General features: G+C 65.5%; 28 protein-coding genes. 18 read left to right on the forward strand and 10 right to left on the reverse strand.

Features of this window, described 5'->3' with window-relative positions; translation table 11 throughout:
- Window positions 1–34 precede the first annotated feature (34 nt).
- The 5 genes from BT183_RS20845 to BT183_RS17400 all read left to right on the forward strand — a co-directional run bounded on the left by BT183_RS20845 (window position 35) and on the right by BT183_RS17400 (window position 1,709).
- Window positions 35–202, forward strand: a complete 168-nt coding sequence (locus tag BT183_RS20845) for a hypothetical protein (protein WP_177282607.1) — start codon at window positions 35–37, stop codon at window positions 200–202.
- Window positions 203–415: 213 nt separating this feature from the next.
- Window positions 416–646, forward strand: coding sequence for a tautomerase family protein (locus BT183_RS17385; RefSeq protein WP_072345831.1), 231 nt, complete (start codon window positions 416–418; stop codon window positions 644–646).
- Window positions 647–649: 3 nt separating this feature from the next.
- Complete coding sequence (locus BT183_RS17390; protein WP_072345833.1) at window positions 650–865, forward strand: tautomerase family protein; 216 nt, start codon at window positions 650–652, stop codon at window positions 863–865.
- A 20-nt stretch (window positions 866–885) separates the two neighbouring features.
- Window positions 886–1,104 carry a tautomerase family protein gene (locus BT183_RS17395; protein WP_072345835.1) on the forward strand — a complete coding sequence of 73 codons (219 nt, stop codon included), beginning with the start codon at window positions 886–888 and terminating at the stop codon, window positions 1,102–1,104.
- A gap of 119 nt (window positions 1,105–1,223) precedes the next feature.
- A complete protein-coding gene (locus BT183_RS17400) occupies window positions 1,224–1,709 on the forward strand; it encodes an SH3 domain-containing protein (RefSeq protein ID WP_177282609.1) in 486 nt (161 codons plus the stop codon).
- Here BT183_RS17400 and BT183_RS17405 read toward each other — a convergent pair.
- Together BT183_RS17405 and BT183_RS17410 are read right to left on the reverse strand one after the other, a co-directional pair.
- Window positions 1,688–2,629: a carbohydrate kinase family protein gene (locus BT183_RS17405; protein ID WP_072345839.1), complete on the reverse strand. Its 942-nt coding sequence runs from the start codon at window positions 2,627–2,629 to the stop codon at window positions 1,688–1,690. The two genes, BT183_RS17400 and BT183_RS17405, sit on opposite strands and share 22 nt — an antisense overlap.
- A gap of 10 nt (window positions 2,630–2,639) precedes the next feature.
- Window positions 2,640–3,578, reverse strand: coding sequence for a pseudouridine-5'-phosphate glycosidase (locus BT183_RS17410; RefSeq protein WP_072345841.1), 939 nt, complete (start codon window positions 3,576–3,578; stop codon window positions 2,640–2,642).
- A gap of 399 nt (window positions 3,579–3,977) precedes the next feature.
- Between BT183_RS17410 and BT183_RS17415 the strand changes: the two genes are divergently transcribed.
- From BT183_RS17415 to purU, 6 genes are all read left to right on the forward strand, one after another.
- Window positions 3,978–5,063 carry a polyamine ABC transporter substrate-binding protein gene (locus BT183_RS17415; RefSeq protein ID WP_072345843.1) on the forward strand — a complete coding sequence of 362 codons (1,086 nt, stop codon included), beginning with the start codon at window positions 3,978–3,980 and terminating at the stop codon, window positions 5,061–5,063.
- A gap of 61 nt (window positions 5,064–5,124) precedes the next feature.
- Window positions 5,125–6,273 (forward strand): ABC transporter ATP-binding protein, encoded by a 1,149-nt coding sequence (locus tag BT183_RS17420; RefSeq protein WP_072345845.1) that lies wholly within the window; start codon window positions 5,125–5,127, stop codon window positions 6,271–6,273.
- A complete protein-coding gene (locus BT183_RS17425; protein WP_342078975.1) occupies window positions 6,270–7,271 on the forward strand; it encodes an ABC transporter permease subunit in 1,002 nt (333 codons plus the stop codon). Before BT183_RS17420 ends, BT183_RS17425 begins: the two co-directional genes overlap by 4 nt.
- On the forward strand, window positions 7,271–8,083 hold the full coding sequence (locus tag BT183_RS17430; protein WP_072345847.1) for an ABC transporter permease subunit: 813 nt from the start codon (window positions 7,271–7,273) through the stop codon (window positions 8,081–8,083). The genes BT183_RS17425 and BT183_RS17430 overlap by 1 nt, the downstream gene beginning before the upstream one ends.
- Complete coding sequence (locus BT183_RS17435; protein WP_072345849.1) at window positions 8,083–8,298, forward strand: hypothetical protein; 216 nt, start codon at window positions 8,083–8,085, stop codon at window positions 8,296–8,298. The genes BT183_RS17430 and BT183_RS17435 overlap by 1 nt, the downstream gene beginning before the upstream one ends.
- Window positions 8,299–8,394: 96 nt before the next feature.
- Window positions 8,395–9,246: a formyltetrahydrofolate deformylase gene (purU, locus tag BT183_RS17440; RefSeq protein WP_072345851.1), complete on the forward strand. Its 852-nt coding sequence runs from the start codon at window positions 8,395–8,397 to the stop codon at window positions 9,244–9,246.
- Between the two features lie 144 nt (window positions 9,247–9,390).
- On the opposite strand, the gene BT183_RS17445 is transcribed toward purU, so the two are convergent.
- From BT183_RS17445 to BT183_RS17460, 4 genes are all read right to left on the reverse strand, one after another.
- Entirely contained in the window at window positions 9,391–10,440 is a 1,050-nt protein-coding gene (locus BT183_RS17445) for a mannonate dehydratase (protein WP_072345853.1), read from the reverse strand.
- Between the two features lie 45 nt (window positions 10,441–10,485).
- On the reverse strand, window positions 10,486–11,379 hold the full coding sequence (locus tag BT183_RS17450; RefSeq protein WP_084603635.1) for a carbohydrate ABC transporter permease: 894 nt from the start codon (window positions 11,377–11,379) through the stop codon (window positions 10,486–10,488).
- Window positions 11,379–12,299 carry a carbohydrate ABC transporter permease gene (locus tag BT183_RS17455; RefSeq protein ID WP_072345854.1) on the reverse strand — a complete coding sequence of 307 codons (921 nt, stop codon included), beginning with the start codon at window positions 12,297–12,299 and terminating at the stop codon, window positions 11,379–11,381. Before BT183_RS17455 ends, BT183_RS17450 begins: the two co-directional genes overlap by 1 nt.
- Window positions 12,300–12,373: 74 nt before the next feature.
- A complete protein-coding gene (locus tag BT183_RS17460; RefSeq protein ID WP_084603637.1) occupies window positions 12,374–13,696 on the reverse strand; it encodes an ABC transporter substrate-binding protein in 1,323 nt (440 codons plus the stop codon).
- Between the two features lie 269 nt (window positions 13,697–13,965).
- Here BT183_RS17460 and BT183_RS17465 point away from each other — a divergent pair, with 269 nt between their 5' ends.
- Entirely contained in the window at window positions 13,966–14,697 is a 732-nt protein-coding gene (locus BT183_RS17465; RefSeq protein WP_177282611.1) for a GntR family transcriptional regulator, read from the forward strand.
- A 12-nt stretch (window positions 14,698–14,709) separates the two neighbouring features.
- Here BT183_RS17465 and BT183_RS17470 read toward each other — a convergent pair whose 3' ends face one another.
- The 4 genes from BT183_RS17470 to BT183_RS17485 all read right to left on the reverse strand — a co-directional run bounded on the left by BT183_RS17470 (window position 14,710) and on the right by BT183_RS17485 (window position 18,054).
- The gene (locus BT183_RS17470) at window positions 14,710–15,414 is read right to left on the reverse strand and encodes a DUF1045 domain-containing protein (RefSeq protein WP_072345860.1); all 705 of its coding nucleotides are present in this window, start codon (window positions 15,412–15,414) and stop codon (window positions 14,710–14,712) included.
- Window positions 15,415–15,514: 100 nt separating this feature from the next.
- Window positions 15,515–15,805 (reverse strand): hypothetical protein, encoded by a 291-nt coding sequence (locus tag BT183_RS17475; RefSeq protein WP_072345862.1) that lies wholly within the window; start codon window positions 15,803–15,805, stop codon window positions 15,515–15,517.
- Window positions 15,806–15,919: 114 nt separating this feature from the next.
- The gene (locus BT183_RS17480; protein ID WP_425290581.1) at window positions 15,920–16,990 is read right to left on the reverse strand and encodes an ABC transporter ATP-binding protein; all 1,071 of its coding nucleotides are present in this window, start codon (window positions 16,988–16,990) and stop codon (window positions 15,920–15,922) included.
- Window positions 16,987–18,054, reverse strand: coding sequence for an ABC transporter ATP-binding protein (locus BT183_RS17485; RefSeq protein ID WP_084603639.1), 1,068 nt, complete (start codon window positions 18,052–18,054; stop codon window positions 16,987–16,989). Before BT183_RS17485 ends, BT183_RS17480 begins: the two co-directional genes overlap by 4 nt.
- 232 nt (window positions 18,055–18,286) lie before the next feature.
- On the opposite strand from BT183_RS17485, the gene BT183_RS17490 reads away from it, so the two are divergent.
- The 6 genes from BT183_RS17490 to BT183_RS17515 all read left to right on the forward strand — a co-directional run bounded on the left by BT183_RS17490 (window position 18,287) and on the right by BT183_RS17515 (window position 24,558).
- Window positions 18,287–18,778 carry an Lrp/AsnC family transcriptional regulator gene (locus BT183_RS17490; RefSeq protein ID WP_072345866.1) on the forward strand — a complete coding sequence of 164 codons (492 nt, stop codon included), beginning with the start codon at window positions 18,287–18,289 and terminating at the stop codon, window positions 18,776–18,778.
- A 13-nt stretch (window positions 18,779–18,791) separates the two neighbouring features.
- Entirely contained in the window at window positions 18,792–19,739 is a 948-nt protein-coding gene (gene nikB / locus BT183_RS17495; RefSeq protein WP_072345868.1) for a nickel ABC transporter permease, read from the forward strand.
- Window positions 19,732–20,637, forward strand: a complete 906-nt coding sequence (locus BT183_RS17500) for an ABC transporter permease (protein ID WP_072345869.1) — start codon at window positions 19,732–19,734, stop codon at window positions 20,635–20,637. The genes nikB and BT183_RS17500 overlap by 8 nt, the downstream gene beginning before the upstream one ends.
- Before the next feature lie 125 nt (window positions 20,638–20,762).
- Window positions 20,763–21,791 (forward strand): dipeptidase, encoded by a 1,029-nt coding sequence (locus BT183_RS17505; RefSeq protein ID WP_072345871.1) that lies wholly within the window; start codon window positions 20,763–20,765, stop codon window positions 21,789–21,791.
- Complete coding sequence (locus tag BT183_RS17510) at window positions 21,788–22,933, forward strand: NAD(P)/FAD-dependent oxidoreductase (RefSeq protein WP_084603640.1); 1,146 nt, start codon at window positions 21,788–21,790, stop codon at window positions 22,931–22,933. Before BT183_RS17505 ends, BT183_RS17510 begins: the two co-directional genes overlap by 4 nt.
- 35 nt (window positions 22,934–22,968) lie before the next feature.
- On the forward strand, window positions 22,969–24,558 hold the full coding sequence (locus BT183_RS17515; protein WP_143145872.1) for an ABC transporter substrate-binding protein: 1,590 nt from the start codon (window positions 22,969–22,971) through the stop codon (window positions 24,556–24,558).
- Window positions 24,559–24,776 lie beyond the last annotated feature (218 nt).

Genomic DNA, 24,776 nt, shown 5'->3' on the forward strand with positions numbered 1-24,776 from the left:
GGCGAGCTAAGCGTCAAACCCCGGGGGAAGTCACATGCCGATCATCTTCATCATCCTGCTTGCCATCCTCATCGGCCAGGTCGGGTTCTGGGACGCGATGGGCTCGGTGCTGGGCGCATTCGCGATGGTGGCGCTCTTCTTCATCGTGCTCATCGCCGCCATAGTCATCGGCGGCCTGATGCTGGTGCGTCGCTTCCGCTGACAAGTCACGGGAAAATCACGGGAAAGCCGCCGCTTTCCGTAAATTCCTGACCTCATGATATTTGCGGGATCGGCCTTGCGCAGGTCGCGTCCCCGCCCCTCCCTGGTCTAGCCTCCGGGCTCCACCTCGCACGCCGCGACTTCGGGCTCATCGGTCCGGAGACGTCGAAGCCTGCGGGGCTGGGACATCTGATGCGTCCTGGAAAGGCCTTACATGATCATCCAAGTCTATATGGAAAGCAGCCGCACCGATGACGCCAAGCGTCTCGGCGCCAAGCTGCTCACCCAGGCGGCCGTCGATACGCTCGGCGTTCAGCCCGAATGGGTCACCGTCATCTACGAGAATTTCGATCGCCCCGACTGGGCCATCGAAGGCGAATTGCTGAGCGACAAGATGGCCAAGCGCCTCGCCGCCCAGAAGGCCGCAGAAGAAGGAAAGGCCTGAGCCATGCCCATCATCACCATCCAGATGGACAAGGGCCGCTCGGTCCAGACCAAGCGCGAAGTGGCGGCCGCCGTCACCGATGCCATCGTCAACACCCTCGGGGGCGAGCGCAAATGGGTCACCATCCTCTTTGAGGATTACGAGCGCAACGACTGGGCCATCGGCGGCAATCTCCAGCTCGATCGCCACGGGCCGCTGAAGCCCGAAACCTACAAGTAGAAGACGAGGACGCTTTCGCCATGATGATCATCGTGAAGATGGAAAAGGGCCGCAACGACGACACCAAGCGTCGCGCCGCCGAAGCGCTGACCAAGGCCGCCGTCGAGGGCCTCGCCACCAAGGCCTCGGGCTGCCACGTGCTGTTCGACGATTACACCAAGGAAAACTGGGCCATCGGCGGCGAGCTCCAGCTCGATCGTCGCGGCCCCGGCCTCGTCACCAACGGCAATCGCGAGTAAGCGGCACCGCTCCGTTGCCGCGCGCGCGGCGGCGGAGTTTTCCCCAGTGTTTTTTTGATGTCCGCGCCTGTGAACCTTTCGCCCCCTGCTGCCTTATCATGGGTGAAAGGAGCACCATCATGGCTTACGGATATGGACGCAAACGCTGGATCGTACCTGCGGTCATGCTGGTGCTGGGCGGGGCCATGGTCCTGCCCGCCGCCGACGAGCCGGCAGCCGGCGCGAAGCCCGCGATCGCGGCATCGGCCGAGGCTATTCCCGCATCGCCCGAGCAGAGGCTGATCGACAATCTGCGCAGCATGGCGCTTGTCGATGCTCCGGACGAACCGCAGGTCGCGCTCGCAGTCGCGCGTGCCCCGGTCGTCGAGCCCCGCGCCGCCGGGCCGGAACCGGTCACCCAATCAGCCGCTGCGATGACCGCCGTGGTCAATGCGGGTGCGCTCAATGTGCGCTCCGGCCCCTCCTCGTCGCAGGGCGTGGTCGGGCGGCTGGTGCGCGATGCAGAGGTCGAAGTGATCGGCGAAGCCAATGGCTGGCGCCAGATCAGCACCTCGGATGGCGTCACGGGCTGGGTCTATGGCGATTATCTGCGCATGAACGGCTGATTGCCGGCGAACTGGTGCACCGGTACGACCCCAATCGCGGGTTGGCCGCCCACCTGCATCACTGCCTGCCCGCCAAGCGCCACGCCCGTCGCGAGGCAAGCATCGACCTCTCCGCCCCGCAGCCGGCAGGCGAGGTAGCCGGCTGCGAAAGCATCGCCTGCCCCGGTGGAATCGACCACCTGCAAGGCCTCGCGCGGCCGCGCTGATGTTAGGCGCCCGCCCACGGCCGCGATGGCCCCTTCGGCGCCGCGCTTGATGATCACGGTCGCAAAGACGTTCGCCAGCGCCGCCGCCTGCGCTTCGGGTTCGGCCTCCCCTGAGAGCAGCGCCGCTTCCTCGGCATTGGCGAAGACGAGATCGGCGCCCGAAACCCAGTCGAGAAAGACCTGCGGCCCCACATCCTCGAGAAAACCGGCAGAGCTGGGGTCTACCGCAACCAGAAGCCCGGCCGCGCGGGCCTGCGCCATGAAGCGCATCACTGCCCGCCGCGGGCCTTCGGCAAAGAGGCTGTAGCCAGAAACCAGCACCGCCGCCCCCTCCTGGTACAGATTGGGCGGCAGGTCGGCATCGCAGAGCCCCAGATTGGCGCCGCGATCGGTGAGGAAGCTGCGCTCGCCATCGGGATCGATGATGTTGATGAGCGTGCCGGTGGGCCGCTCCCGATCGCGGCCAAGATAAGGCACGACCCCGATACTTCGGAAATGCGTTTCGAGCCCCGCCGCGTCGCCCTCGCCGACCCGCGCCACGAGCACCGTATCGACGCCGGCCGATGCCAGCCACGCTGCCTGATTGGCGCCCGAGCCGCCGGCGTGGCGGCTGATCGTGGCGCGACGATCCGAGCCACGCCGCAACGGGCCCTCGGGCCGCACGATGATGTCGGTCATCACATCGCCGATGACGACGACGCCGGCTCCGCTCATGCCCCTGCCCTCACCGCTGACGCTGCGCAGCCGGGCTTGACGCCAGTGCGCGGGCAATGCCTGCCGCGACCCGCGCATTGTTCTCGACCAGCGCGATATTGGCCGCAAGGCTCCGTCCGCCGCTCAGCGCCACGATCTTGCCCAGGAGGAAAGGCGTCACCGCCTTGCCGGCGATGCCCTCGGCGTCCGCAGCAGCCAGCGCCGTCGCGATGAAGCCATCGATCTCGGCCTTGTCCATCGCAGCGGCCTCGGGGATGGGGTTGGCGATAAGCACGCCGCCCATGGCCAGCGCGAACTGCACCGAGAGGATGCGCGCGACGTCCGCCGCATCATCGGCGCGCAGCCCGGCCTTGAGCCCGCTGTCGCGGGTCCAGAAGGCCGGGAACGCATCGGTGCCATAGCCGATCACCGGTACGCCCTTGGTTTCGAGCACCTCGAGCGTCTTGGACAGATCGAGAATGGCCTTGGCACCGGCGCAGACCACCGCGACGGGGGTACGCCCCAGTTCCTCGAGATCGGCCGAGACGTCGAAACTCTCGCTCGCGCCGCGATGCACGCCCCCGATGCCGCCCGTTGCAAACACCCGGATGCCCGCCATCGCTGCGGCCTGCATGGTGGTGGCCACCGTGGTGCCGGCCAGCGCGCCGCTTGCGAGCAGCGCCGCCACGTCGCGCCGCGACGCCTTGGCGGCCGCCTGCCCGGTCTCGGCCAGGCGTTCGAGATCGGCGTCGTCGAGCCCCACGCGGATGCGCCCGTCCATGATGGCGATGGTGGCGGGCACGGCCCCTTCGGCCCTTACGAGGGCCTCGACCCGGCGCGCCATCGCAAGGTTGTCGGGATGCGGCATGCCGTGGGTGATGATGGTCGATTCGAGCGCCACCACCGGCTTGCCGGCCTCGAGCGCCGCCGCAACCTCGGAGCCAAGGGTCAAATAGGAAGGATGCGGCATGGCGAAGGTCCTGCTCTGTGCGGCAGGCCATTGGAGCGGGCTTGCCGGGTGCGTCGTTTGGGCGCGACAATGACCTGTGCCGGGCCAAAATTCTAGCCCGTGAAAGTCTTGTGAGAGCGGGGGATTCGCATTAGCTTGCCCGTCGGTGCCGCTCTCTTTACGAAAAGGGTCACTTCGCTGAAACCGACCAGTGTTGACCCGGCTCTGCCGCCGGATCGATATCCGTGTCCCATGCGGCGGATCGCACGGCTCGTGCACCCCGGCGCGGCGGCGCGCCGCAGGCCTTATGGCCTGAGCCTTCATTCAGATGTCTGACCGGGCGTGACAGGGGAAACCCATTCCCCTGCCGTGGCCGGGCCTTGGCCTTCCTCTGTCCTTTATTCGAACTGGAGACACCCGATGAACCGAGCGCTGATCCTTGCCTTTGGCGCCGCCTTCGCGAGCGGCCCCGCCCTGGCCCAGGGCCAGGTGAACGTCTACAACTGGTCCGACTATATCGCCGAAGACACGATCGCCAAGTTCACCGCCGAAACCGGAATCACCGTCAATTACGACGTCTTCGACAGCAACGAGCTCGTCGAATCCAAGCTGCTGGCCGGCAATTCCGGCTATGACGTCGTGGTGCCCTCGGGCTTTTTCCTCGAGCGCCAGATCCGCGCCGGGCTCTTCCAGCCGCTCGACAAGTCCAAGATCCCCAACATCTCGAACATGGACCCCACGATCATGGAGGAGACCGCCTCCCATGATCCGGGCAACGAGTATGCGCTCGACTATATGTGGGGCACCACGGGCATCGGCTACAATGTCGCGGCCGTCACCGAGCGACTGGGCGCCGATGCGCCGCTCAATACCTGGAAGCTGCTGTTCGACCCCGAGACCGTCGCCAAGCTCGCCGATTGCGGCGTCGCCATGCTCGATGCGCCGGCCGAGGTCTACGCGACGGCGCTGAACTATCTTGGGCTCGATCCCAATTCCGAGGCTGAGGCTGACCTGCAGGCCGCCGAGCAGCTTCTCGCCGCCGTGCGCCCGCATGTGCGCTATTATCATTCCTCGCAGTATATCGACGATCTGGGCAATGGCGAAATCTGTATCGCGCTGGGCTATTCGGGTGACGTGTTCATCGCCCAGGCCGCCGCTGCCGATGCCGGCCAGGGTGTCGAGGTCGCCTATGTGATCCCCGAGGAAGGCGCGCTCAAGTGGTTCGACATGTTCGCCATCCCGGCGGATGCGCCCAATGTCGACAACGCCCACGCCTTCATCAACTTCATGCTGCGCCCCGATATCGCGGCCGCCAACACCAACTATGTCTATTACGCCTCCGGCAATGCCGCCGCGCTCGAGCTGATCGACGATGCGGTCAAGAACGACCCGGCCATCTATCCGCCCGCAGAAGTGGCCGCGAAGCTCTTTACCCTCAATGCCCACACGCCCCAGTATGATGAGCTCTTGACCCGCAGCTGGACGCGGGTGAAGACGGGGCAGTAAACCGCTCTCCGGGCGGGCGGCGGGACCACTCGCCGCCCGCCCCGTTTCCATCGGAAGTGCCATGGCCAGGAAGCCCGAGATCGCAGCCGACACGCGCCCCTGGCGCGACCCCTCGGCCAAGCCCTTCGTCCGCATCCGCGACGTCACCAAGAAATTCGGTGACGTGGCGGCGGTGTGGAACGTCTCGCTCGACATCTATCGCACCGAGCTGTTCTGCCTGCTCGGCGGCTCGGGCTCCGGCAAGTCGACGCTTCTGCGCATGCTGGCCGGTTTCGAGGAACCGACATCGGGCACGATCGAGATCGACGGACAGGACATGTCGGGCGTGCCGCCCTACAACCGTCCCGTCAACATGATGTTCCAGTCCTACGCGCTCTTCCCGCACATGAGCGTGGAGCAGAACATCGCCTATGGCCTGAAGCGCGACCGCCTGCCGCGCGGCGAGATCAATGATCGCGTCGCCGAGCTCCTCAGCCTCGTCAAGCTCGAGGATTACGGCCCGCGCAAGCCGCACCAGCTCTCGGGCGGCCAGCGCCAGCGCGTCGCCCTCGCCCGCGCCCTCGCCAAGCGCCCCAAGCTTCTGCTGCTCGACGAGCCCCTCGGCGCGCTCGACAAGAAGCTGCGCGAGGAGACCCAGTTCGAGCTGGTCAAGATCCAGGAGAGCCTCGGCGTCACCTTCATCGTGGTCACCCATGACCAGGAGGAGGCGATGACCCTTGCCACCCGCATCGGGGTGATGAACCAGGGCGAGATCGCCATGATCGGCGAGCCCACCGACATCTACGAATTCCCCAATTCGCGCTTCGTTGCCGGCTTCATCGGCTCGGTCAACATGGTCGAAGGCGTCGTCACCGAGGACGAACCCGACCATGTCCGCATCCGCTCTGCCGAGCTCGGCTGCGACATCTATGTCGCCCATGGCGTCGACTGCGCCCCCGACCAGATCCTGTGGTGGGCCATCCGCCCCGAGAAGATGCAGTTGAGCCGCGAGAAGCCGGAGGCCTCGCACGACGCCAATGTAACCTCGGGCGTCGTCGAGGAGATCGGCTATCTGGGCGACATGAGCGTCTACCAGATCGCGCTCGACAGCGGCAAACGCATCCGGGTGAGCCAGACCAACACCGTGCGCGGCAACCCCGACGCCATCACCTGGGAAGAGAAGGTCTATGTCTCCTGGGGAGACAATGCCGGCTCCGTGTTGACGGTATGAGCATCCACGGCCCCGCCCTGCACCCCGGCCCCGTCGAGCCCGAAAAGGCAGCCAGCCGGCGCGAGGATGCCCCGCCCCCGCCGCGCCCCTGGACGATGATCGAACGCGGCCTCGCCGCCGTCGGGCTTTCGGGCAAGGCGCTCGTGATCTTCGCGCCGGCGCTGTGGCTGACGCTGTTTTTCCTCGTGCCGCTGGCCGTGGTGCTGCAGATCTCCTTTTCGATCAAGGAGTTCGGCCGCCCGCCCTATTCGGATATGCTGAGCTTTGCCGAGGATGGCACGGTGCAGATGACGCTGCACCTTTCCAATTACATGCGGCTGTTCCAGGACAGCCTCTATGTCAGCGCCTATTTTTCCTCGATCCGCATCGCGCTGATCTCGACGCTGATCGCGCTGCTGATCGGCTACCCGATGGCCTATGCCATCGCGCGGGCGCCCGATCGCTGGCGGAATATCCTCCTGATGCTGGTCATCCTGCCGTTCTGGACGTCGTTCCTGTTGCGCGTCTATGCGCTCTCCACCTTCATGCGCGGCAATGGCGTCATCAACAATTTCCTCGGGCTGTTCGGCATTCCGCCGATCCAGATGATGCAGACCGATTTCGCCGTCTATGTCGGCATCGTCTACACCTACCTGCCCTTCATGATCCTGCCGCTCTATACGACGCTGGTGAAGCTCGATGGCGCGCTGCTCGAAGCCAGCGCCGATCTCGGCGCGCGGCCGTGGCGGACATTCGTCTCCATCACCCTGCCGCTCTCTATGCCCGGCATCATCGCCGGCTCGATGCTCGTCTTCATTCCCGCCATCGGCGAATTCGTCATTCCCTCGCTGCTCGGCGGGCCGGGCACGCTGATGATCGGCCGCGTGCTCTGGGATGAGTTCTTTGCCAACACCAACTGGCCGCGCGCCGCCGCCGTCGCCATCGCCATGCTGGTGGTTGTGGTCGTCCCCATCATGCTGATGCAGCGCGCCCAGAGCGCCGTGGTGGAGCGTCGCTGATGCGCCGGGGCTGGTTCCTTCCCATCACGACGGCGCTGGGCTTCGGCTTCCTCTATGGGCCGATCCTGTCGCTGGTGATCTTCTCGTTCAACGAGAACCGGCTGGTGACGGTCTGGTCCGGCTTCTCGCTCAAATGGTATGGCGAGCTCTTCCGCGATCCGCAGATGCTGTCGGCCGCCTGGCTCAGCCTCCAGATCGCGGCGGTCAGCGCCACCATAGCGCTCGTGCTGGGCACGCTCTGCGCCGTGGCGCTCGTGCGCTTCAAGAAGTTCCGGGGCCGCACCGCGCTCGCCGGCATGTCCTCGGCGCCGCTGGTCATGCCCGATGTGATCACCGGTCTGTCGCTGCTGCTGCTGTTTGTTGCGATGGAATCGCTCCTGGGCTGGCCGCGCGGCCGCGGCAGCCTCACCATCACCATCGCCCACGCCACCTTCTGCCTCGCCTATGTCTGTGTGGTGGTGCAGTCGCGCCTCGTCGATCTCGATCTCAGCCTCGAGGAGGCGGCGATGGATCTGGGCGCGACGCCGGTGCGGGTGTTTTTCGACATCACCCTGCCCATCATCGCGCCGGCGCTGATTTCGGGCTGGCTGCTGGCCTTCACGCTCTCGCTCGATGATCTGGTGATCGCGAGTTTCGTCTCGGGTCCGGGCTCCTCGACGCTGCCGATGGTGATCTTTTCCAAGATCCGCCTGGGCGTCTCGCCCGACGTCAATGCGCTTGCCACCATCATCATCGGGGTGGTTTCGCTCGGGGTCATCGCCGCGACGCTCCTGCAGATGCGCAGGCCCGCCACAAAGCAGGGGAGGGGCTGATGGCGACCCCGCCGTCCGAGGTGCCGTGGCTGCGCCCGCTCTGGGTGCGGATCGGGCTCGTGGTCTTTGTCGGAGTGTGGTGCCTCGTGGAATGGCTCTGGTGGCACGATCCGCTGTTCCAGTGGCTCACCATCGCGGCCCTCGCCTACGCGATCTGGAGCCTCATCATCTCGTTTGATCGCACCCCGCCTAAGGATGGCGGCGCCGGCGACTGACCGGCGCTAAGCCGCTAGAGCCTTGCGCCCCGCACGCGGCTTGACGCGCGCCCCGCCTTTACCCATAGCTCGCCCCTGCCTCTCCCGGAGCCCGCGATGCCGCTCAATTTCATCCTGACCCTCTCCTGCGAAGATCGTCCCGGCATCGTCGCCGCCGTCACGTCCGAGCTCGCGGGCCTCGGGGCCAATATCGCGGAATCCAACCAGTTCTGGGACAGGGAGACGGGCCGCTTCTTCATGCGCCTCGCCTTCACCGCCCCCGATGGCGTGGATCGGGACAGCCTCGAGCGCGCTCTGAAGCCCGCCATCGAGCGGTTCGGGATGCGTACGGCACTCGTCGATCAGGCGCGGCGCAAGAAGATCCTCGTGATGGTCAGCAAGTTCGACCATGCCATGCTGCACCTGCTCTACCAGATCCGTGTCGGCTGGCTCGATGCCGAGGTGGCCGCGATCGTGTCCAACCACGAGGATTCCCGCGCCACCGCCGATTACGAAGGCATTCCCTATCATTATCTGCCCGTCGACAAGGCCGACAAGGGCGCGCAGGAAGAGGACGTTCTGCGGCTGGTCAAGGAGACGGGGGCGGACCTCGTGGTGCTCGCCCGCTACATGCAGATCCTGTCGGACCGTTTCGCCACGAGGCTCTACGGCCAGATCATCAATATCCACCACTCCTTCCTGCCCAGCTTCAAGGGCGCCAAGCCCTATCACCAGGCCCATGAGCGGGGCGTGAAGCTGATCGGGGCCACCGCGCACTATGTCACGCCAGAACTCGACGAAGGCCCGATCATCGAGCAGGAAACGGCGCGCGTCACCCACGCCATGAGCCCCGACGACCTCGTCGCCGCCGGCCGCGATATCGAAAGCCGCGTCCTCGCCCGCGCCGTCAAGCTGCACTTGGAAAGCCGAGTGATGCTCAACGGCCGCAAGACGGTCGTGTTCGGCTAGAGCGGTTCCCGAGTAAAGCGGACAGCGGTTCGCCATTCGGAAGCGCGACCGGAGAAGGTCTACCGACAAAACGAGAGCCGCCCCCTGCCCCTCCTTGGTGGAAAGGGCAGGAAGCGGCCTTGGCCGTCGGCAGGGTCGCGCCCGTCAGGCGGCGCGCACGAACTCGCTCATGCGCAGAAGGCCCTGCATGTAGCCGATGGCGTGGGCGCGGCCGCGATGGTTCCAGTCGCTGTCGCCATCCATCTTGGGCACGTGGTCATCGAGCAGGAAGCCATCGAAGCCGTTCTTGGCGAGCAGCATCATGACTTCGGCCGGGTCGTAATTGCCATCGCCGATGAAGCATTCGGTGAAATCGGGCACGGTGCCCTGCACGTCGCGGAAATGGATGTAGGCGATGGCCCCCTTGGGCGCGAAATACTCGATCATCTCGCGCACATTGTCCTTGCCGCCCGGCATTTCCGAGCAGCAGCCGAGGCAGAGATCGAGCGACCAGGAGGCGCTGGAGCCGGCGATCGCATAGGCCTTCTTGAAATTGTCGGGCTTGTAGAACAGCCGCGCCACCCCGCCCAGCATCGGCACCGGCGGATCATCGGGGTGGAGAGCCAGCTTCAGTCCCTCTTCCTCGGCCACCGGCAGCACGGCCTTGATGAAGTAGGAATAATTGTCCCACATCTGGTCTTCGGTGATGACCTGGTCGCCCTTGGCAAAGACCGGCATGGAAGACTGGTGCCCGAGCGTCGTGGGCATATAGGTCTTCATCTTGGCGACATCGGTGTCGACGGCATCGACAGCCGCCATCTCGAAGCGACGGGCCTCGGCGCCACCACGCGTCCGGGCCGAACGATCGGTGGACCAGACCGAATTGGGCATGAAATGGTAGCCCAGAACCGGCACGCCGGCCCGCGCCACCGCCCGCATGGTGGCCTGGTAGTTCTCGATCTGCTCGTCGCGACCGGGCAGGCCGAGCATGACCTTGTTGTAGAAATGGGTGGGCACGTTCTCGATGGCTTCGAATTTGAGGCCGAAGGCCTCGGTGCGCTCCACCAGTTCGCGAACGTCCTTTTCCTGCCAGCGCGTCTCGCCGGGCAGATAGGGGTTGTTCATCTGCAGGCCGGTCGCGCCGATCTGGGCGGCGAAGCGCAGCCTTTCATCGGTCAGCTCGTGAAACTGGCCAACGGCAATCCTGATGCTCATTCGTCTGTCGTCCTTTGCGGGCAATGCAAGTGGGGGGTGGCTGGCTCAGCCCTTGACCGAGCCGGCCGTCATGCCCTGCACCATGAAGCGCTGGGCGATGAAATAGAGGATCATCAGCGGCACCGAGGAGAGGGTAGCGCCCGCCATGAGCGGCCCCCAGGGCAGCACGTCGCTGGTGATGAGGTAGTTGAGCGCAAGCGGCGCGGTGCGCACCGATTCCGAGGTGGTGAGCACCAGCGCGAGCAGCAGCTCGTTCCAGGCATGGGTGAAGGTGAAGATCGAGACCGCCGCGATGCCGGGTGCCGAGAGCGGCAGCACGATGCGCAGCAGCGCCCCGAAGCGGGTGAGCCCGTCGATCATGCCCTGCTCCTCGAGCTCGCGCGGTACGCCGCGGAAATAGCCCTGCAACAGCCAGGTCGAAAGTGGCAGCGAAAAGCAGAGATAGACGAGGATCAGCCCGTGCAGCGAATTGCCCAGCCCCAGCTGCGCCATGAGGATCGAGAGCGGAATGAACAGCAGCGAGGTGGGGGTGAGATAGGCAAAGAGGATCAGCCGGCCGATCAGCCCCTTGAAGCGATAGCGGAAGCGCACCATCGAATAGGCGGCGAACGACGAAATCAGCACCGATATGATGGTGACGGCAAACGCCACGATCATGGAATTGCGGATGGGGAGCAGAAACTCCTTGTCCTGCAACAGGATGCGATAATTTTCGAGGGTGAACACCTGCGGCCAGAGCGAGGGCATCCGGTAGATTTCGCGCGGCAGCTTCAGCGATGTGATCAGCATCCAGTAGACAGGAAAGAGGATCAGCAGCACCGCTCCGCCCAGCGCGATATAGGTGAGGATGCGGCTCACCAGCAGATTGCGGCGGATCGAGCCGCCGCGCGGCTGGGCGCGGGTTGCGGCGGCGTCCGTGCCGGTCGTGATGGCGGCCATCACTCGTCATCCTTCTGCATGAGGGAGGTGGCAAAGATCACGAGGATCGCCAGCACCGGCAGCATGGCGACCGAGACGGCTGCCGCCTCGCCGATACGCTGTGTCTGCATGCCGAAATAGGCCAGCACGGGGAAGACCATCGTGGCGTCCGACGGGCCGCCCTGGGTGAGGAGCCACACATGCTCGAAGGCGTTCGCCGTCCAGATCGAGGAGAGCAGCGTCGTGACGATCACCACCGGCAGGATGCCGGGCCAGGTGACGTTCCAGAAGCGCTGCCAGGCATTGGCGCCATCGACGCGCGCCGCCTCATAGAGCTCGTTGGGGATCGACTGGAGCGCGGCAAGGATGGAGATGAACCAGAACGGAAAGCCGCGCCATACCGATGCGGCGATGACCGAAGGCATGGCGGTGGAGCGCTGCCCCAGCCAGTCCACCACATGCGGGTAGAGCCCGGTCTGGGTAAGGATGAGATTGATGCCGCCGCCGATCGGCTGATACATCACGCGCCAGGTGAGGAAGGCGACGAAGGCCGGCATCGCCCAGGGCAGCATCAGCAGCGAGCGGAAAATGCCGCGCCCCGGAATGTGCTGGTTGACCAAGAGCGCCAGCCCCAGCCCGATGCCGAGCTTGAGGACGCCCGTGACCACCACGATGACGATGGTGTTCCAGATGGCACTCTGGAAGGTGGCGGTGCCGGCGATGTACTGGAAGTTGCGCAGCCCCACCCACTGCCCGTCATTGCCGATCACGCGATCGGTGAACGAGACATAGATGGCGTAGAGAAACGGATAGGCGACGAGCCCCAGGATGAGCAGCACCACCGGCAGGACGAGAAGATAGGCAAAGAGGCTCAGGCGGCGATTGCCATTGAGCCAGCGCTTTCTGCCAGCGGCTCCCGCAGCCGCGATCTGGTCGGTCATCACGCCCCTCCGCATCAAATTGATCAGACACGGGCGGGCAGCCTTCGCGGCCGCCCACCCTTTGGGTCATAGGCTCAATACTTGTCGTAGATGGCCTGCGCCGAGGCCTGCGCCTCATCCATGGCGCGATCGAAATCCCAGCCGTCGATCACCACGCGCTGCGCCATCTTGGGGATGACGTAGTTGGTGTAGATATCGGCATAGGCGGCATTGTAGACATCGGGCCAGGCCGGGGCCGTGCCGTTCTCGGTGAGGCCGAGCAGGCCCGACTTGATCGGATCGGAGCCGTCGAAGGCGGCGAAGTCCTTGTTGGCATTGAGCACCGGCCCGTAGATCGCCGCCTGGTAATAGGCATTGAGGAATTCGGGGTTGTAGAGGTGCTCGATCAGCGCCTTGGCAGCCTCGGGGTTCTGGCTGGTGGCCGGAATGGCGCGGAACTGCATGTTGATCGGATTGACGTTTTCCACCGGCCCGCGCGGCAGCGGGGAATAGAGGGTGGCGTCGTAGAGCTCGGGATCCTGCGTCTTGGCGGCGATGCCGACCGAGCCGGTATTGGCTATGAAAGCTGCCTGGCCCGAGAGATAGGCCTGATTGTCTCCGGCACCGTCCCAGGTGGCAACGCCGGGCGGGAACGCGCCCTTGTCCCAGGCGTCCTTGAGCCATTGCAGATAGGCGCGGGTGCCTTCGGACTTGATGGCGGCGTTTTCGCCAGCGTCATCGGCAACACGGCCGCCGAAGGACTGCATCACCGCGATCTGGACGTTGCCATCCCCGACATTGGAGAGTGCGAGCCCGAGGCCGAAAACCGGCGAGGCGGTGACAGCGACGGCCTGATCGGCAAGTTCCTGCCACGTGGCGGGAGCCTCGGCGAAGCCCTTTTCCGACAGCAGGTCGTTGCGGCGCAGGATGAGGTTGCCGGTGACGCCGAACGGCACGCCATACCGACCGGACTCTGCAGAAATCAGGTCGGATGTCGCCGCGACCGACGGGAACCAGCCGCCATTGGCGGCTCCGACGGCGTCGTAGACGTCGCTGACTTCGGTGAAGACGCCCTGCCGCGAGAGCAGCAGCAGCAGATCGAGATTGAGATCGAGCGCGTCGGGCATGGTGTTGGAGGCAACCGCCGCCGAAACCTTCTGCACGGTCTCGTTCTGGTTGATCATCACCACTTCGGTCTCGACGCCATTGGCCTGGCCCCAGGCGGTGATGGTGTCGACCAGAAGCTTGTTGGCGGCTTCCGAGAAGATCAGCCCGCCCCAATAGGTGACCTTGCCCTCGAGCGCATGGGCCGGCAGGGCCGCCATGGCGACCGCGAGCGCGAGCCCGCTGGCCCCGGCAAATCTGACGAGAGCACGGCGCGACCAGCGACCGGCCAGTGTTGACTGAGTGTCGTTCATGGTTCCTCCTCACACGACAAGCGACAGGCACGAGACCAGGCCCGGGCCTTCTGACCCATGGCCGGCAAATCGTTGGAAAAGACATGCGCTGACGATCCGGACCCATGCCGGCGCCGCTCGCCCCTCCCCTTCGACGACAGCCAGGACGAACCGATGCCGCCGTTTAAATATATTTATTGTTCTTATAACTATGTTATACGGAGCTTGAGATAGCGCTGTCAACGCTGTATGTGTGAGTTATGAGCCCTACAGATAGCATCAGCAGGCCCATGGCGCGGGCATCAGTGGAAACGGTTTCAAACCGTCGCGCGAGCCCTTATGCAGGCCCCGAGATGATGATGGGGGCCGGCTTGGGCTGGGGCATAGACAATCCGGGATATGTGGCGTTCTTCGACGCCCTCATCGATGGCCGGCTGAGGCTGGGCCAGACGGTGAAGCAGGAGGAGCTTGCCGAAATCCTCGGGCTGTCGCTTTCGCCCATGCGCGAGACGACGACGCTGCTCGAAGCCGAAGGACTCATCACCGTGCGCCGCCGGGTGGGGCTGACGATCTTTTATCCCGATGTGCGGTTCGTGGGAAACACGTTCCAGTTCAGGGAGATGCTGGAGCGCGAGGGCCTCAGGCGCTTCGCCCAGACGGTCACCCCGCAGTGGATCAGCACGCGTCGCGAAGAGCATCGCGACATCATCGATTATGTGCGCGCCCACCCCGTGCGCGCCACCTATCGCGAGCCGGTCAAGGAGGTGGAGCACCGCTTCCACATCAGCTTCATCGAGGCGTTCGACAACGACCAGATCAGCATCATCTACAAGCGCCTGACCCAGAAGATGTTCATCCTGCGGCTGCTCACCCCCGAATCGGTGGGCCCGGCCAACACCATCCTGTCGATGCGCGAGCATATGGCGGTGATCGACGCGCTCGAGGCCCGCGACGTCGAAGGCGCGGTGCGGGGGCTCGAAACCCATGTCCGCAACGTGCTGCACCGGGTGCTGACGACCTGAGGCTGAAAACTCTCAGGCGCGCCGACGGCGGCTGACGCGATGGAAGCTGTGCACCGAATGCAGCACGAAGGGCGCGTGCGGCACCGGCTCGATTGCCACCGCGACCTGATCGATGCGCAGGGGCAGCCGCAGCACCTCGGCGAAATGGCGCTGAAGCACGGCCTCCACATGCGGCCGTTCGGCGGGATCGAGCGGCCCGGTCAGCGTCATGTGGAAGCGGAATTGATCGAAGATATGTGGGTGCCCCCATGAGACGAGGTGCGACAGCTGCCGCGGCGTCAGGTCGGCGCTGATGCGACGCGCCAGCTCGGCCTCCCCCGGCTGGGCCCTGAAGCTGTCGAACTCCACCACGAGGCTGGCGGCCAGCGCATCGAGCTCCGGCACGGGCGTCGCCGGCACCAGCGCCAGGCTGGCATCGCGCCGGGCGATGCGGAGGGCCGGCACATCGAGCGGCGGCAGGCCGGCGCAGAACCGTCCTACGGCATCGGCGAGGTCATCGGGATCGTGCCGCTCGACCAGAGCGAAGGGCGCCTTGAGCGTGGCATGAAAGCCGTAGCGGCGCGGCACGGCGGTGATGAGCGCGTGGTCGGCATCGGTCAGCCCCTCGATGGCGCTGACCATGCCTGCGCCGGTCACCGGATCGCGCCGGAGCCAGCGGGCCGCGGCGAGCGTCAACGGCTCGCCCGGCGCGGGAACATAATACAGGGCGCAGCGCATGGTCTCCTCCGCACCCGGGGAGCCTTAGCGCAGTCATATGACAGTGACGCAAAGAAAAAGGCCCCTCTTGAGGGGCCTTTGAATGCTTGGCGACGAAAAATCACCGGTCGCAGGGATTGGGCTCTGCGACATGGATGCGCTCGCCATATTCGAGGCCACGCAGCAGCGAGCTGTACTTGCAGTCCGACGCGTCGCCATCGCCCATGATGGCATCGGAGGGCTCGTTGTCGCCACGGAAGGTGCCGCACTGGGCAGACTGCTCGGCGGGATTGGAGAACATCAGGCCAAAGCAGGTGCCGAAGCCCGGATTGCCGGACTGGGCCGAGACAGGCACGGCCGCGCCAGCGGCGAGCGAAGCCGACAGTGCGGCAATCGCGAAATAGCGGATCATTTTGGAAGTCCCCAGGAGTAAATCGCCGCGCCGGTGCCGGCGCCGACGCTCCCCGCCCGCATGCCCCGCGACAAAACATGACTAGCGGGGCATGTATTAAGACTTCGTTTCGGCTCAGGCCGCGGGCGCAGCGTCTGCGGCACTTTCCGCGCTTGCCGTGGGGGTGACCGGCGCACCCGGAACATGCGAGGGAAAATGGCAGGCCGACCAATGGCCCGGCGTCTTTTCCACCAAGGGCGGCTCCTGCTCGGCGCAAAGACCGGCCGCCTTCCAGCAGCGGGTGCGGAAGCGGCAGCCCGAAGGCGGGTTCATCGGGCTCGGCACGTCGCCCTTGAGCACGATGCGGCGGCGATTGACCTCGACCTCGGGGTCGGGCACCGGCACGGCCGACAGCAGGGCCTGCGTATAGGGGTGCTGGGGCGTATCGTAGAGCGCGTTGCGGTCGGCCAGCTCCACCATCTTGCCCAGATACATCACCGCCACGCGGTCCGAGATGTGGCGGACCACGGCCAGGTCGTGGGCGATGAACAGGAAGGTGAGGCCGAATTCCTTCTGCAGGTCTTCGAGCAGGTTGATCGTCTGGGCCTGGATCGAGACGTCGAGCGCCGAGACCGGCTCGTCGGCGACGATGAAGTCGGGCCTGACCGCAAGCGCCCGCGCGATGCCGACGCGCTGGCGCTGCCCACCCGAAAACTCGTGGGGATAGCGCTCGGCTGCCGTCGAGGGCAGGCCAACGGCATCGAGCAGTTCGCTGACGCGGGCGAGACGGGCGGCCCCGCTTTCGAGCCGATGCACCACGAGCGATTCCTCGAGCGTCTGCCCGATGGTCATGCGCGGGTTGAGCGAAGCATAGGGGTCTTGGAACACCATCTGCATGCGCGCCCGCACCGGCCGCATCTGGCTGGCATTGAGCCCGGCAATGTCGCGCCCGTCAAAGCGCACACGGCCGCGCGTGGGCGGAATGAGCTGGATCACGGCGCGACCGAGGGTGGACTTGCCACAGCCCGATTCGCCAACCAGCCCGAGGGTTTCCCCGCGCAGGATGTCGAAGGAGACGCCGTCCACGGCACTGAGCCGGCGCCCGAAGCCGGGCAGGCGGAACTCCACCCCGAGGTCTTCCACCGAGATCAGCGGCGTGGCGGCCGAAGCCGCGGGCACGGATTGGGCAACAGCGCTGGCAGTCACGATACGAGCTCCGGTTGGGCGGCGGCCGACAGGGCGGCGGCGGCGCTCTTGCGATCATGCCCGATGAGCCAGCCGCCGCCGGCGACATCCTGTGTGCCCCAGCAGCGGGCGAGGTGGCTTTCCCCGGTCTGCGGCACCTCGATGAGATCGGGCGCCTTTTGCCCGCAGATGTCGCGGCGATAGGCGCAGCGCGGCGCGAAGCGGCAGCCCTTGGGCGGATCGAGCAGGTTGGGCGGCAGGCCGCGAATGGGCACGAGCCGCTCGCGATAGCTGGCATCCATACGCGGCACCGAATCGAGCAGGCCCCAGGTGTAGGGCATGCGCGGATTGCGGAAGAGCTCGCCGGTGCGGGTCGATTCCACGATCTGGCCGGCATACATGACGTTGACGCGGTCGGCCATGCCGGCGACCACGCCCAGATCATGGGTGATCAGCACCATGGCGGTGCCGGTCTCGCGGCTCAGGCGCTTGAGCAATTCGAGCACCTGCGCCTGGATGGTGACGTCGAGCGCGGTGGTGATCTCGTCGGCGAGGATCAGGCGCGGATTGCACGAGAGCGCCATGGCGATCATCACGCGCTGGCGCATGCCACCCGAGAACTGGTGCGGAAAATCCTTGAGGCGCTTGGCCGGCTCGGGGATGCCCACCATGGCGAGCAGGTCGCGCGCCCGGTCCCGCGCCGCCTGGCCGGTGAGCCCCAGATGGGTCTTGAGCGTCTCGGTCAGCTGCAGCCCGATGGTCAGCACCGGATTGAGCGAGGTCATCGGATCCTGGAAGATCATCGCTATGTTGCGCCCGCGCATGTCGCGGACCTCGCGCGGCGAAAGCGTGAGCACATCGGTGCCATCGAAGCGCACGCTGCCCTCGATATGGCCGTTGGGTGGCCCGATAAGGCGCATCAGCGAGAGCGCGGTGGCCGACTTGCCGCACCCGCTTTCGCCCACGAGCGCAAGGGTTTCCCCCGGCAGAACCGAGAAACTCACCTTGTCCACGGCCCGCAGCACGCCGCCGCGCGTCCTGAACTCGGTGACGAGCCCGTCAACCTCGAGCAGCGGAGTGGTCACGTCTATCCCCTTGGTCGGCCGGTGCAGTTCAGTGTGAGACCGAACCGGATATTGCGGATTTGGCATTGCGTTGCCGCACTTGATGCGATTATCGTAATCATGTAAAGGCAATTATACGAGTTTTGTCAATTCACCGCGGGGCTGTGGGGCAGCGCTGAGGGGCCATAGAAGGCCGGCGCGAGCTGGTGGTAGAAGGCGCGAGCGCAGTCAAGAACAACAGGACCTGACCCACATGAAACCGCAGCAGCTCGACGATATCGACATCCGGCTCATCCGCGAACTCCAGCAGGATGCGCGGACATCCAATGTCGCGCTGGCGCGGGTGGTCGATCTCACCGAAGGCGCCGTGCGGCGACGGGTGGACAATCTCATCAAATCGGGCGCGCTGCGCATCGTCGGCGTGGGCGATCCGGAATGGCTGGGGCTCAAGACCCATGCCGTCATCGGCATGCGCGTCGCTCCCGGGCAGATCGAGCAATTGCTCGAGACGTTCGCCCGGTTGCGCGAATTTTCCTATGTGTACCAGACGACCGGCCAGTTCGACATCATGGCCGTCGCCTTCTTCCATTCCAACGATCAGTTGCGCGACTTCCTCACCGGAACGCTCGGCCGGCTCGATGGCGTGCTCGAAACCCAGACCTTCCTCATCATGAAGACCGCCAAGCGGTCCTTCCGCTGGGGCGAGGGCTCGGACGAGGACGATCCCACCGACGCCACTCCCTAGGACCAAGGACGACATGCTCCAGCTCATCCTCCTGCGCATTCTGGCCACGGTGCCGGTGCTGCTCGGCGTATCGGTGCTCACCTTCTTCCTCATCCGGGCGGTGCCCGGCGATGTGGTCGACGCACTGGCGAGCGAGGAATTCGACAATCCCGAAGCCGCCGCGCAGCTGCGGCGCATCTTCGGGCTCGACCTGCCGCTGCACGAACAGTTCTGGATGTGGTTCTCCGGGCTGGTGCAGGGCGATCTGGGCACCTCCTTCCGCACCGGGCGACCGGTGCTGCAGGAGATCATGGACCGCTTTCCCCTGACCCTCGAGCTGACGCTCGCGGCGCTACTCGTCTCGGTGGCCATCGCGCTGCCGCTCGGGGTCATCTCGGCCACCCGCCGCAATTCACCCCTCGACGGCGGCGTGCGCATCGCCTCGCTGCTCGGCCTCTCGATCCCCAATTTCTGGCTCGGCATCCTGCTGATCGCGCTGTTCTCGGTCTATCTGCGCTGGCTGCCCTCGGGCGGCTCGAACAATTTCGCCTTCAGCTGGGACCATTTCAAATATCTGATCCTGCCCGCGGTGACGCTGGGCACGAGCCTTGCCGCCGAGACCATGCGCATGAGCCGCTCTTCTCTGCTCGAGGTGTTGTCGCAGGATTACGTGCGCACCAGCCGCGCCAAGGGGTTGAGCGAGCGGCTGGTCATCTTCCGGCACGCGCTGCGCAATTCCCTCATCCCGGTGGTGACGGTAGTCGGCATCCAGGCCGGTGCGCTCCTGGGCGGCACGGTGGTGGTCGAGCAGATCTTCTCGTGGTCGGGGCTCGGCAATCTGGTCGTCCGGGCCATCAACCAGCGCGATTATCCGCTGCTGCAGGGTCTCATCATCTTCCTCGCCTTCTTCTACGTGGCGGTGAGCCTCGTGGTGGACATCATCTATCTCTATCTCGATCCGAGGTTGCGTCGCCGTGGCTAGTCCCTCCCCCAACGCCGTCGCCGCCGCGCCTTCGGCGGCCCCCGCCAAGCCGTCCCCCCGCCCCAGCATCTGGCGCACGGTGCTGCGCGACAAGATCGGCATGTTCGGGGCGGTGCTCGTCACCCTCATGCTGGGGGCAGCCCTCCTCGCCCAGTGGATCGCGCCGCGCAATCCCACCCAGATCAACGGCCGCGACCGCCTTCAGGGGCCCAGCGCCACCTACCTTCTGGGCACCGACGAACTGGGCCGCGACCTCCTGAGCCGCGCGCTTTACGGGGCGCAGGTGTCGCTCACCGTCTCGATCACGGTGGTGACCTTCGCCGCGCTTATCGGCATCAGCATCGGGGTGGCCTCGGGCTATTTCCGCGGCATCCTCGATGGCGTGTCGATGCGGGTGATGGACGTGCTGTTTGCCTTCCCCACCATCCTCTTGGCCCTTGCCGTCGTCTCGACGCTGGGCACCGACACCCGCAACCTCATCATCGCGCTGACCATCGTCTATGTGCCGACCTTTGCGCGCATCAGTCGCGGCGCGGCGATGTCGGTGTCGCGCGAAGTCTATGTCGAGGCGGCCAAGTCGGTGGGCGTGGGGCACCTGCGCATCCTGTTGCGCTATGTGCTCCCCAACATCACCGCCCCGATCGCGGTGCAGATCACCATCTCGCTCGCCTACGCCATCCTCGTGGAATCCTCGCTCTCCTATCTGGGGCTCGGGGTGCAGCCGCCGGCCGCCTCATGGGGTTCGATGCTGGCCTCGGGCAAGGTGCACATGGAGCGCTCGCTCTGGCCCTCCCTGGTGCCCGGCATGTTCATCGTCATCACCGTCCTGGGCTTCAACCTCCTGGGCGATGCGCTGCGCGACTCCCTCGATCCTCGCCTCCGCGCCGCAATGCGTTGATTTGCGAATTTCGTAGATGTGCCGCAAAAGACTTGAGATAATCGGAATTCAATAGACAGAAATCGGCGCTGATCGTATTGTCTTGATCAAGCCTCACTGGCGATACGTTCTGAAAGGGAGCTTCCATGCTGAACACAACCGATCTCAGCGCCTCTGAACAGGCGCGCGTCGAAAAGCTGCACGCCGAAGCCATCGTGATGGATGGTTCGATCGTGGTGGAGATGAAGCCGGCCCATTTCGACCGCTACAAGAGCGGCGGAGTGACGGTGGTCAACCACACCGTGTGCGAGCCCTATGCGGACCTCGCCACCTCGCTGCGCCAGGTCGACTTCTGCCACAAATGGATCAAGGCGAATTCCGACAAGGTGCTGCGCGCCACCACCATCGCCGACATCCACGAGGCCAAGGCCTCGGGCCGTGAAGCCATCATCTTCGGGCCCCAGGACACCGAGATGATCGGGCTCGACCTCAGCCTGCTCGGCACCTTCCACGATCTGGGCATCCGCATTCTGCAGCTGACCTATCAGCGCCAGAACTGGATCGGCACGGGCTGTGGCGAAAAGAGCGACGATGGCCTCTCCAACTATGGCCGCGCCTTCATCAAGGAGATGAACCAGCTCGGTATCGTGGTCGACGTCTCCCATTGCGGGCAGACCACCACCGTGCAGGCGATGGAAGCGTCCGAGCATCCCATCATGATCACGCACTCGTTCTGCGCGAGCCTGTCGCCCCATATCCGCGCCAAGACCGATGAGACCATCCGGGCGCTGGGCCAGCATGGCGGCGTGATGGGCATCACCGGACTTTCGCCCTATCTCTATTATCCCGACGCCCCCACCAAGCAGCCCGACATGGCCCGCCTCGTCGAGCATATCGACCATGTGGTGGAACTGGCCGGCATCGACAGCGTCGCCATCGGGCTCGATTTCGACGAGACCTTCACGCCCGAAAAGCGCGCCGAAGGTGCCAAGAAGCACGGCGCCCTGCTCGGCCAGTGGCCGTGGGACGAGCGTCGCTGCAAATACCTCAACGATGCGGCCGAGTTCCCCAACATCACCGCGGGCCTCGTCAAGCGCGGCTATTCGGATGAGGACATCAAGAAGGTCATGGGCGGCAACTGGATGCGCGTCATGGAAGCGGTCTGGAAGAAATGACGGGTAGCGCTGCTTCTGTCGTCGTCATCGGGGGAGGCGCGGTCGGCATGTCGATCGCGCTGCACCTGAAATGGGGCGGCGCGAGGGTTCAACTGGTGGAAGCCGGAACCCTCGGTGGGGGCTGTTCGCAGCTCGGCGGCGGCTGGGTCGCCGCGCAGGGGCGGCGCAACCAGTCGCAACTGGCCTTTGCGCTCGACAGCATCGGGTATTATCCCGAGCTGCTCGCGCGCATCGGCACCGATGCCGGCTTCAGGCGGGCCGGCTCGTTCCTGCTGCTCGAGACCGAAGAGCAGGTCAGCCAGCGCAGGACCTTTCTGGCCGACCAGATGCGCCTTCCCGGCTATGACGGCTTCGAGTTCCTCGACCTCAAGCAGTTGGGCGAGATCGAGCCGGCCATCCGCTCGCCGCGCATCATCGCGGGCACCTATCGCGCCAAGGACTGTGCCATCGATCCGCCGGCGCTCTGCGACGGGCTCGCCTCAGCCATCAGGGCCGAGGGCATCGCGGTGGCTGAGGGTGCGCGCGTCGAAGGTCTCGTGCGCAGTGGCAGCGGCTGGACGGTGCGCAGCACGGTGGGCGATTTCGTCGCCGATGCCGTGGTGATTGCCGCCGGCCCCCAGGTCGCCCCCCTCGCCGGCATGGCCGGGCTCGATCTGCCGCTCAACCTGATCTCGGGCCAGATCATGACCACCGAGCCGCAGGCGCCCTATGTGAAGGCGCTGGTGGTGGTGATGCACAACCACGCCATCCCCGATTGCCCGGCCCGCGACCTGCGCCAGGGCGCCGACGGGCGGCTCTGGATCGGCACAGTCAACCACCACGGCTCGGGCGACGCAAAGGTGCGGCGCGGGGATACCGACATCATCCGGCGCGAGATGTCGGCGCTGTTTCCCGAGCTCGCCGATATCCCCTTTACCCATGGCTATGCCGGCACGCGCCCGCTCGCCGAGGACGGACTGCCCTGCTACGGCGCGGCCGGTGACGGGCTCTTCATCGCCGCCCCCATGTCGGGCATCGCCGAAGCGGCGGCAGCCGGCCGCACCATGGCCGAGCTCGTCATCACCGGCACGTCCGCCGCCCTGCCCCAGGCCTTTTCGCCGCTGCGGCTCGTGCCCGGCGCTGCCCGGGGCACGGGCCAGTGACCATCGACAGTTTCTGCATCCTCACGGAGGTCAAAATGAAAAGCACATCCAGCCTGAAGCGGCTCATGGCGCTGAGCGCGGCCCTGATGATCGGCGCGTCCGGCATCACCGCGGTCACCGCTCTGCCGGCCCTTGCCCAGACCGAGACCAAGCTCTCGGACGCCGAGCCTGCCGGTACCCCCGAGCCGGGCGGCCGCATGAGCATGCTCGTGCGCCTCGATGCCACCAGCCTCGACCCGCATGTGATGACCGAGACGACCGGCTATGTGCTGGCCGAACAGCTCTATGAATCGCTGCTCGAGAACGTGCGCGGCGAGATCAAGCCGGCCATCGCCGAAAGCTGGGAGATCTCGGAAGACGGCAAGGTCTACACCTTCAAGATCACGCCGGGCCTCACCTTCCACAGCGGCGAGCCGCTGACCGCCGAAGACGTGAAGTATTCGATCGAGCGCATCATGAACCCGGCGACCGCCTCGCCACGCGCCCGGTCCTATGCCAATATCCAGAGCATCGAGACGCCCGACGACTTGACGGTCGTGTTCAACCTCGCCTCCCCCAGCGCGCCGTTCCTCGCGCTGCTCTCGACCAATGGCGCCTCGATCGTCGACCAGAGCGTCATCGAAGGCGGCGGGCTCTCGACCACGGTCGATGCCGGCAGCGGCCCGTTCAAGCTGCGCGAGCACCGCGTGGGCCAGGGCTTCACCATCGACAAGTTCGACGATTACCGCATCGCCGACCTGCCCTATCTCGATGGCATCGATATCTCGTTCAACCCCGACGACAATGCCCGCGCCGCAGCCATCCGCTCGGGCACGGTGGATTTCCTCTGGCGCGCCGCCCCTGAGTTCATCGATTCCATGAAGGCCGACCCCGAGCTGAAGTGGTACGGCGCCTCGGGCACCCTGTCGCTGCATGTGCGGCTCAACACCTCCAAGGAGCCGTGGAGCGACGTGCGCGTGCGCCAGGCGGTGTTCTACGCCTTCGACCGCCAGGAAATCCTCGACATCGCCAATTCGGGCCATGGCCTGCCGCTCAATGCCGGCTATCTGCCGCCCGATCGCTGGGGCTCGCTCAAGGAGCCGATCTATGGCGCTCCCGATATCGAGAAGGCTAAGGCGCTGCTCGCCGAGGCCGGCTATCCCGATGGCTTCGAGACGACGCTGACGGTGATCTCGACCTCCGCCTTCCAGACCCGTTCGGCCGAAGTCGAGCAGTACCAGCTCGCCAATATCGGCATCAATGCCGAGCTCAAGCTGGTGGAATCGACCGTCGCCAACGCTGCGCTGCGGGCCAATGATTTCGACCTCTACCAGAGCGGCTTCAGCCTCAGCCTCGACCCCGACGAGCGCTTCTCCTCGGCCTTCGTTACCGGTGGCGGCACCAATTACGGCAACTGGTCGGATGCCGAGTATGACGACCTGATCATCCGTGCCCGCTCCGAGCTCGATCGCGATGCCCGCGAAAAGCTTTACCAGCAGGCCGAGACCATCCTCGCCACGCGCGGGCCGGTAGCGATGACCTGGAACTCGTGGGACTATGACGTCGTGGCCAAGAACGTCATGGGCTATGAGGGCGATTCCTCGCCGTCCTACCGCTTCTACAAGTCGATGTGGCTCGACCAGTAACTTCGTTTGCCGGCGCGACACGTCGCGCCGGTCCGCCTCTCACATGACGAATAGAGAACGGCCGCCCGATGATCCGGGCGGCCGTTTTGCATTTGAGTATCGGAGACGGGGACGAGGCGCCGGGGTGTTTCACCACTTCCTTGAAACGGCGCAAAACGCCAAGTCTGCCAGTGGCCGTATTCCCGGACGGCGAACCGCCGCCCACTTGGCCTTAAAAC

Source organism: Devosia enhydra (genome assembly GCF_900119845.1).
Classification (GTDB): domain Bacteria; phylum Pseudomonadota; class Alphaproteobacteria; order Rhizobiales; family Devosiaceae; genus FPKU01.